This window comes from Mesorhizobium norvegicum (genome assembly GCF_004919685.1).
Classification (GTDB): domain Bacteria; phylum Pseudomonadota; class Alphaproteobacteria; order Rhizobiales; family Rhizobiaceae; genus Mesorhizobium; species Mesorhizobium norvegicum.
The window spans coordinates 1-8,647 of record NZ_SMYZ01000121.1; the positions used below are offsets into that span (position 1 = coordinate 1).

An 8,647-nucleotide genomic window follows, 5' to 3' on the forward strand; every position below is an offset into this window, starting at 1 on the left:
TGACGCTGCAGCGTCAACCATACCTCAATCCTTAGGGCGTATTGATCGCGATTTGGGGGTTCGCGTAGGCGCATTCCGTGCTTGGATCAGCCTAGGCGCAAAAGGTGAATGAATGATCGACGGCGGGGAGGCAATCCGGAAACTGGCGCTGAACGTCGCCCGCTATACCGGTCTAGCACCGCTGGCCAAACCGTTCATCGGCGGCATTGGCGCGATCCTGATGCTGCACCGCGTTACCGCGACGCCGGAAAGGCCCGACAGCGTCAACCGGCATCTCAACATCGCCCCCGGTTTCCTCGATGCCATGATCGCCGACATGAGGGCGCATGGCTATGCCTTTGTCTCCATGGACGAAGCCGTTGAGCGCATCAAGGCAGGCGGCAAGGGCGGCGAGTTTGCCACCATCACCGCCGACGACGCCTATCGCGACAACATGACCGAGGCGCTGCCGGTGCTGGAGAAGCACGGTGCGCCAATCACCATCTATGTTGCGCCCGGGCTGATCAACGGCACGGCCGACCTGTGGTGGGATGTGGTCGAGGATGTCGTCAAAGCGCGCGATAGCCTCACTCTGACGCGACCGAATGGTCCCCTGACGATCGATTGCTCGACAGCTGCGAAGAAACTGCAGGCCAATGCACGCCTGCACGCCTATCTCACCTCCGAAGTCCGCGAGGAGGACCTGCAGGCGGTGTTGCGCGACCTGGCTCGCTCAAATGGCGTCGACGCCGATGGCCCGCGCCTGCGCACTTTGATGAACTGGGACGAAATCCGTCGCATTGCCGCGCATCCGTTGGTGACGATCGGCGCCCATACGATCAACCACAGCAATCTGAAGCGGCTTTCCGAGGCCGATGCGCGGCACGAGATCGGCGCCGTGCGCGGCATGTTGCAGGCCGAACTGGGCGAAAAGCCCAGCCATTTCGCCTACCCCTATGGCTATGCCAGTGCTGTCGGCTGCCGCGAGGTCGGCTTTGTCCGCGACGCCGGCTACACCTCCGCCGTGACGACGCGCCACGGTGTGCTGCGCGCCGAGCATGCCGGCTTCCTGCACGCCTTGCCGCGCATTTCAGTCAACGGCCGCTACCAGAGCCTAGCCCACATCCGCACCATGCTGTCGGGCGTGACGACGCCGCTGGCCAATGCCGGCAAGATGGTTGTTACGATCTGAAGGGGTAGGGTTCCGCTTAGCGCTTCGCCCTCGGCTCCAGCATCAGCCATTTGATGATGCCCATCGCCGGTAGCACCCAGAGCAGGCCGCTGAGCAGGAAGAACAGGAAATGCACCCAAGGGCCTGACTCGGACAGCCGGGCGACTGCGAAGATCGATGCGACCAGCGCATAGATGATGACCAGCGCCACCAGCAGGAACATTCCGATCAGCTTTTTCAGGCGCAGGGGCATGGTTGGTCTCCTGGTCGAGGATGCCGGCAACTCGGACAGGGACCGGGCAAGCTCAAAGGTGTTGGCCTCGCATAGGCCTTGGCGCGAAGCTGTGCAACCGGTGAGACGCGGCGCGACGGCGTGCCGCGCCGCATGGTCTTGCCAGCACGGGTGCGATGGTCCACCAATCCGCCAAACCAACCTGCCGGGACAAGATCATGGCTGCCATATCAGCTGCCGCGCCATACGTCGCCCGCGACCGCGACCTGCATAACCGGGCGCTGCTGCGCGGCTGGCTCTATGTCGTGCTTCTGGTGCTGTTTGCGCTGGTGCTGGTCGGCGGCGCCACCAGGCTCACCGATTCCGGCTTGTCGATCACTGAGTGGAAGCCGATCCACGGCGTGATCCCGCCGCTCAACGACGCCGAGTGGCAAGAGGAATTCCAGCTCTACCAGCAGATCCCGCAATATGCCGAGCTCAACAAGGGCATGAGCATCGAGGCGTTCAAGTCGATCTTCTGGTGGGAATGGGCGCACCGCATCCTGGCGCGCAGCGTCGGCCTGGTCTTTGGCTTGCCGCTGCTGTTTTTCTGGGCAACGCGCCGCATCGAGCGCGGCCTGGGCCCTAAACTCGTCGGCATTCTCCTACTCGGTGGACTGCAGGGCGCCATTGGCTGGTGGATGGTGGCCTCCGGTCTGGTCGACCGGGTCTCCGTCAGCCAGTACCGGCTGGCGACCCACCTGACGCTCGCCGCGCTGATCTTCACTGCGACCATGGTCGTGGCGCGTGGGCTGGCGCCACATTCCGAGCCCGCCGCCGATCGGTCGACGCAGAGGCTTGCCGGTTTTCTGGTGCTGCTGGCGCTGATCCAGATCTATCTCGGCGGCCTGGTCGCCGGGCTCGACGCCGGCTTGAGCTACAACACCTGGCCGTTGATGGACGGCAAGATCATCCCGGGCGATCTGCTGATCCTCGAGCCGGCATGGCGCAACTTCTTCGAAAGCCCGAAAACGGTGCAGTTCGTCCATCGGCTCGGTGCCTATACGGTTTTCATCGTGGCCTTGTGGCACATGATCGCCACGCGCCGGCGGCTACCAGGCTCAACGCATGCGCGGCGCGCGACGTTGCTGTTTTTGGCTGTGCTGGTGCAGGCCTCGATCGGCATCGGCACGCTGCTGATGCATGTGCCGCTGCATATGGCGCTGACCCATCAGGGATTTGCTCTGGTCGTGCTGGGCTTTGCTGTCGCGCATTGGCGCGGCACCAAGGGCGCCTATCCCTTGCCGCACGATATCGCGCTCAGGAGCTGATCCCGAGCCGATCGGCCAGTCACATCCAGAATTCGTTTGAAGATGTCGTCTTCTCGCCGTCGAATTCCGCCTGACGCAACGCCGCGGCGGATGGCGCGGACTGGCCCTGATCGGCCTTGGCTGCCTTGTCGGCGGCCTTGAGCGCATCAAGCTTGGCTTGGGCCACGGCGATATCCTGCTGCACCTGAGCGGCCTTGACCTGATCCGTGATCGCCTTGGCCTGATCTTCCAGGTCCTGGATCTGCTTTTCGAGCGCGGCCTCCTGGACTGCATTGCTCGACGAACTGGACGAGGAATACTGGGTTGCCTGTGAGGAACCCGAAATCGCGCTGACCATGACAAATCCCGAAGTGGAGCCGAGACCAGTCAGTAGCCTATCGTGGTGAACAAGCGGTTACCGCGCCGTTGCCTGTGCGATCAGAAGCCTGCCTGCACCGCCCGGATCGCCTCGGCGATCGACAATTCGCGGTTCTCCTCGACCGCGTTATCGTCCTCGTGATGCCAGGATGCCGACAGGCAGCCATAGGCGATGGCATGATCAAGGATAGCTGGCGGTGTCTGGCCCAGTGTTCTGGCAAAGACTTCCGCCATATGCGCTGCTCGCTCCGGATCGAGGCAAAGCTCATCGCGGTCGAGCGGGTTGTAGAACATGTTCGCGGCGTCGAAGCCGGGGTCGCCGAGAACGCCCTTCGGGTCGATCGCCAGCCAGCCGCGCGGCCCGTGCAGGATGTTTTCGTGATGCAGATCGCCATGCAGGGGCCTGATATCGTGCGGATTGGCCAGCAACCGATCGGCGATGACGGCGGCCTCGACATAGAGGCTGTCCTGGCCGGCGTCGCGGTCGGCATTCGCCTTATTGAACAGGCTGGCGAACCGTTCCCTCAGCGGTTGAAGATCGGGCGGGAAGGGGTCTTTCCCAGGCGAAAACAGTTTTGCCATCACCTCCGCCGCAATTGCGGTCGCGGTGTTGTCGCCCTGTGCGTCGAGAACCTGGAGCAGCAGGGTTTCACCGCATATTCGAGCAGCATGCTGTGGCCGTCGCGGCCGAGCAGGCGCACCGCGCCTTCGCCGCGCCGCCAGGCGAGATAATGCTCGCCGCGCAACTCGTCGGCGACATCGTCGAAAGGCTTGAGTGCCTTGACGATCGCCGGCGAGCCGTCTTCGCGCAAAACCTTCCAGATGCGGCTCGAAAAGGTCTCGGCAATGAGTTCGGGCGCGCCGATCTTCCAGCGCGCCGGAAAGGCTGGCGCGTCCATCAGAGGCCGAGCATCAGGTCCATGTTCTGGACGGCGGCACCCGAGGCACCCTTGCCGAGATTGTCGTAGACCGCCAGCAGCAGCGCCTGAGCCCGTTTGTCGTTGGCGAAGACGTAGACCTTCATCCGGTTGGTGCCGTTGTAGATCTCCGGATCGATCTCCGGCATGCGCTCCGAATGCGCATAGGGCGCCACCTCGACCACACCGCCCTTGATGGCGGCGAAATGGTCGGCAATCGCGGCATGCAGCTCCGCACCGGTCGGCACATGGTCGAGGCCGCCAAGCTGCAACGGCACCACGGTGATCATGCCTTGCGCGAAATTGCCGACCGCCGGCTGCATGATCGGATCATGCGACAGCCTGGCATAGGCCCTCAGTTCCGGCACGTGCTTGTGCTGCAAGGTGAGGCCATAGGGCAGGAATTCCGAGGCGTCCTCGCCCTTGGCGACATAGTCCTCGATCATCGGCCGTCCGCCGCCCGAATAGCCCGAAATGCCGTTGACCGTGATCGGGAAATCGGCCGGCAGCAGGCCGGCGGTGACCAGCGGCCGCAGCGTGGCGATCGGTCCCTGCGGCCAGCAGCCGGGGTTGGCAACGCGTTTTGCCGAGGCGATCGTCTTCGCCTGCGTCTTATCCATCTCGGCGAAACCATACGCCCAGCCTTCGGCCACGCGATGCGCGGTCGACGCATCGATGACCTTGGTGGTGTCGTTGGCGATCAGCGAGACGCTTTCCTTCGCCGCATCGTCGGGCAGGCACAGGATCGCGACATCGGCGGCATTGAGGAACTCGGCGCGTGCAGCCGTTTCCTTGCGGCGTTCGGCGGGAACCGAGATGATTTCCAGGTCGCCGCGCTCGGCAAGCAGCGCCCGGATCTGCAGGCCGGTGGTGCCGTGTTCGCCGTCAATGAAGATTTTTGGTTTCATGGACCGATCAAATTCCCTGATATTTCAAGACTATATGCCGTGACCGTGATTCACTGCGGCGCCATTGTGGTTGCCGTTGTTCAGCTCTTCAAGCCGTGCCTTCCGCTCCGCCAGCAGGCCGAGATATTGCATGGCCACCATCGAGCCGGCGATCGCTGTTATATCGGCGTGATCATAGGCCGGCGCAACCTCCACGACATCGGCGCCGACAATATCGATCTGGTTGAGCTGGCGCAGCGTCGACAGGATTTTTGCCGAGGACGGTCCGCCGGCAACCGGCGTGCCGGTTCCCGGCGCATAGGCCGGATCGAGGCAGTCGATGTCGAAGGTGAGATAGGTCTTCTTGCCGCCGGTGCGGTCGACGATGGCATAGGCGATATCGGACGCCCGCATCTCCTCGATTTCATGGCCGTAGAGGATCTTGATGCCGAACGTGTCGGGCGCATGGGTGCGGATGCCGATCTGGATCGAGCGGTCGGGATCGATGATGCCTTCCTTGACCGCGCGGCCGACGAAGGAGCCATGGTCGATGCGCTTGCCGTCATCCGGCCAGGTATCCTGATGCGCATCGAACTGCACCAGGGCAAGCGGACCATGGATGGCGGCATGCGCCTTGAGCAGTGGCCAGGTGACGAAATGGTCGCCGCCGAGCGTCAGCAGGAAGGCGCCTGATTTGAGGATCTTCGCCGCTTCGCGCTCGATCGTGCCCGGCGTCTTCTGGTGGTTGCCCGAGTCGAGCAGGCAATCGCCATAGTCGACCACCGCCAGATGCTCGAACAGATCGCGCGAGAACGGATATTGCGGGTCGTTGTCGAGGATCGCAGAGGCGCGGCGAATCGCCTGCGGCCCGAAACGAGCGCCGGGCCGGTTGGTGACGGCGGCATCGAAGGGAATACCCCACACCACCGCATCCGCGCCCTTCACGTCCTTGGTGTATTTGCGCCGCATGAACGACAGCGCGCCGGAATAGGTCGGCTCGAACGCGGCGCCCGTTTTGGAACGGGCGGTGAAGGCGTTGTCGATGGTGTTGTTCGCCATTACGGATCCTCGTTTTTCATCGGGGTGCAACAACTACAGAACCGGCACGGAAGATGCCAGTCATAGCTTGGCGAGACGCAATGGCGCTGCGCGAGTGCCAGGGCAAGACAGGATTTGTATCATCATGACGCAGACGGCGTTTCTCAACCCCACCCGTGCCGCGGCGTCGACCCACACCGGTACGATCGCCGGTGAACGCTTCCTGGTTCTCGATTCGTGGCGCGGCATCTGCGCGCTTCTGGTGGCGCTGTTTCACTTCCCGACCGGTTCGACGCTTTCGCAAAGCGCCTTCATCGGTTCGTCCTACCTCTTTGTCGATTTCTTCTTCGTTCTGTCCGGCTTCGTCATTGCCAGCAGCTACGGCAATCGGCTCAATCAGCCGGAACAGGTCGCTCGTTTCGCCCTGGTCCGTTTCGGCCGCATCTACCCGCTGCATCTTCTCATGCTTGCCGCCTTTGCCGGCTTCGAGCTGCTGCGGCTGATGTTGCCGCAACTGCATGGCACCGGGGCTGCTCCCTTCACCGGCGGCTTCGATCTCAAGAGCCTGCTTGCCAATCTTCTCCTGCTCCAGGGTGTCGGCTTCGAAGATCAACTGACCTGGAATGCGCCAAGCTGGAGCATTTCGGCGGAGTTCTTCGCCTATCTCTTGTTTGCTGGCGTGGTCTTCGTCGCCGGCGCGCGCGCCTGGATATGGTTCGTTGCCGCCGCCGTCACCGCGCCGCTGTTCCTGCTCGGCTTCTCGACCCATCATATGGATGTGTCCTTCGATTTCGGCTTCATCCGCTGCCTGTACGGCTTCTCGCTCGGCGCATTGCTGGCCTGGTTTCAGCATGATTCCATTGCAGGGGCGCGACAGGCCCTCGCCAGGAGCGGCCCACGGATGGACTGGACCCTTGCCGAAATCGTCATGGTGGCCGTCATCGTGCTTTTCGTCTCGCTGGCGGGCGACAATGATTTTGGCATCGCGGCACCCCTGGTGTTCGCGCTGGCGCTGTTTCTGTTCGCCCATGAGGGCGGCTGGATCAGCGCCTTGCTGAGAGCCCCATTCATGTTGACGCTCGGCGCGCTGTCCTACTCGATCTACATGGTCCACATCTTCGTCCAGGCGCGCATGATCAACGTTGCGGGGCTCGCCGAGCGCAAGCTCGGCCTCGGCCTGATCAGCGACTTCATGCTGCGCGGCCAGCCTGCCACCGGCTTCGGCGCCGGCTGGACGGGAGCGGTGGCGATCGTCGTCATGCTCGCTGCCACCATCGCCGCCTCCTGGATCACGTGGCGCCTCATTGAGATGCCGGCCATGGCGTGGTTCCGCCGGCTCTCGAAACGCATCTGACGCGAGCATTTTGCGAGCATGATCCCGAAAAGCATGCCCACGGGCTTGACCCGAGGGTGGAAGCCGGTTTTCGGAAAAGATCATGCCTAAACTGGAGATCCGCTAGCCGGCTTCGTTCACCTCCCTGTCACGGGCGTCGCCTATCCCGATTTCGATCCGGCAAGGAGCGATTCTCGATGCGGACCATCTGGCTGAGCCTTCTGCTTTCCACGGCCCTGGCAGCCGCCTCTGGCCAGTCCTTGGCCGGCGAGACCCGCGCCAGACAGATCCTCGACCGCTTCGAGCATGCCAACCAATGGCGCGACCACGTCATGGTGGCCGCGCATCGCGCCGGCAGCATGCAGGCCGGCAAGACGCTCTATGCGGAAAATTCGATTGCCGCTGTCGAAGGCTCGATCGCCATGGGCGCCGAAATCGTCGAGGTCGACATAAGGCGCTCGAAGGACGGTGAGTTCGTCGTCATGCATGACAGCTGGCTCGACCGCACCACGACCTGCAAGGGCGAGGTGGTCAAATACACGCTGGCCGAGCTGAAGACCTGCAGGCTGGTGGTGGAGGGCACCGGCGCCATCACCAATGAGACGGTTTCGACGCTGCGCGAGATGCTGCTGGCGACCAGGGACAGGATACTCATCAACCTCGACAACAAGCTCGACGTCGGAGACCTCTCGGGCATGATCGCTGCGGCTCGCGATCTCGGCATGGCCGAGCAGGTCATCGTCAAGGAGAACCTGTGGAATTCACAACGGATTTCCGCGGTGAAGGCCGCCATGGATGCGATCGGCGGTGGCTTCCAGTTCATGCCCATCATTGCCGATGACGCGGTACATGATGCCGGTTTCGCCGAGACGGTCGACCATGCCTTCTCGCCGCGCGCGATCGAGCTGATCAACTGGCGGGCAGGCGCCGAGACGTTGACCGAGACGGGCGGACCGCTGTTCAGCACGCGCATGCGGGCCGCTGCCGTGCGGGGCAACTGGCACATCTGGGCCGACACCTACGCCATCGTCAACAAGCCGGGCGGCTTTCTCGCCGGCGGCCGCGGCGACGAGCTGGCGGTGCAGGCCAGCCTGCCGCGCGAAAGCTGGGGTTTTTGGGCCGATCGCGGCGCCACCATCATCCAGACCGACGAGCCAAAGGCGGCCATCGACTGGCTGGCGGCGAACGGTTTTCGCGTACCATACGCCGATGAGGCGCGGGCGGCTGAGCCGGCGAGTACGGCGAGTATCAACTAGAGCCGGCGCTGGAGCTGCAATCTCCCTCCTTGAGGGGGAGATGGCCGGCAGGCCAGAGGGGGGCGCTGTCCCGCCGGCCTATCGGTCAATTTGGTCAATTGAAATTGCTTTGGAGTCAGCTATCAGGGTGGGTTCTGACATGAGGTAAGCGATCCTTCGCGCCCCCC

General features: G+C 63.3%; 8 protein-coding genes and 1 pseudogene. 4 read left to right on the forward strand and 5 right to left on the reverse strand.

Annotation, left to right across the window (positions count from 1 at the left end):
- Window positions 1–112 precede the first annotated feature (112 nt).
- A complete protein-coding gene (locus tag FCU66_RS37070) occupies window positions 113–1,171 on the forward strand; it encodes a polysaccharide deacetylase family protein (protein ID WP_136618099.1) in 1,059 nt (352 codons plus the stop codon).
- A gap of 16 nt (window positions 1,172–1,187) precedes the next feature.
- Here FCU66_RS37070 and FCU66_RS37075 read toward each other — a convergent pair whose 3' ends face one another.
- Complete coding sequence (locus tag FCU66_RS37075) at window positions 1,188–1,403, reverse strand: DUF2842 domain-containing protein (protein ID WP_013532215.1); 216 nt, start codon at window positions 1,401–1,403, stop codon at window positions 1,188–1,190.
- A gap of 197 nt (window positions 1,404–1,600) precedes the next feature.
- Here FCU66_RS37075 and FCU66_RS37080 point away from each other — a divergent pair, with 197 nt between their 5' ends.
- Complete coding sequence (locus tag FCU66_RS37080; RefSeq protein ID WP_136618098.1) at window positions 1,601–2,692, forward strand: COX15/CtaA family protein; 1,092 nt, start codon at window positions 1,601–1,603, stop codon at window positions 2,690–2,692.
- Window positions 2,693–2,711: 19 nt separating this feature from the next.
- Here the strand turns inward: FCU66_RS37080 and FCU66_RS37085 are convergent, their stop codons facing one another.
- From FCU66_RS37085 to speB, 4 genes and pseudogenes are all read right to left on the reverse strand, one after another.
- The gene (locus FCU66_RS37085; RefSeq protein WP_136618097.1) at window positions 2,712–3,029 is read right to left on the reverse strand and encodes a hypothetical protein; all 318 of its coding nucleotides are present in this window, start codon (window positions 3,027–3,029) and stop codon (window positions 2,712–2,714) included.
- Between the two features lie 80 nt (window positions 3,030–3,109).
- Window positions 3,110–3,951: pseudogene (locus tag FCU66_RS37090) on the reverse strand (aminoglycoside phosphotransferase family protein).
- The gene (argC, locus tag FCU66_RS37095) at window positions 3,948–4,874 is read right to left on the reverse strand and encodes an N-acetyl-gamma-glutamyl-phosphate reductase (RefSeq protein ID WP_136618096.1); all 927 of its coding nucleotides are present in this window, start codon (window positions 4,872–4,874) and stop codon (window positions 3,948–3,950) included. The pseudogene FCU66_RS37090 and the gene argC overlap by 4 nt, the downstream one beginning before the upstream one ends.
- 30 nt (window positions 4,875–4,904) lie before the next feature.
- Window positions 4,905–5,912, reverse strand: coding sequence for an agmatinase (speB, locus tag FCU66_RS37100; RefSeq protein WP_136618095.1), 1,008 nt, complete (start codon window positions 5,910–5,912; stop codon window positions 4,905–4,907).
- 124 nt (window positions 5,913–6,036) lie between these two features.
- Between speB and FCU66_RS37105 the strand changes: the two genes are divergently transcribed.
- Window positions 6,037–7,245 (forward strand): acyltransferase family protein, encoded by a 1,209-nt coding sequence (locus FCU66_RS37105; protein WP_136618094.1) that lies wholly within the window; start codon window positions 6,037–6,039, stop codon window positions 7,243–7,245.
- A gap of 176 nt (window positions 7,246–7,421) precedes the next feature.
- On the forward strand, window positions 7,422–8,480 hold the full coding sequence (locus FCU66_RS37110; protein WP_136618093.1) for a glycerophosphodiester phosphodiesterase family protein: 1,059 nt from the start codon (window positions 7,422–7,424) through the stop codon (window positions 8,478–8,480).
- Window positions 8,481–8,647: the final 167 nt, after the last annotated feature.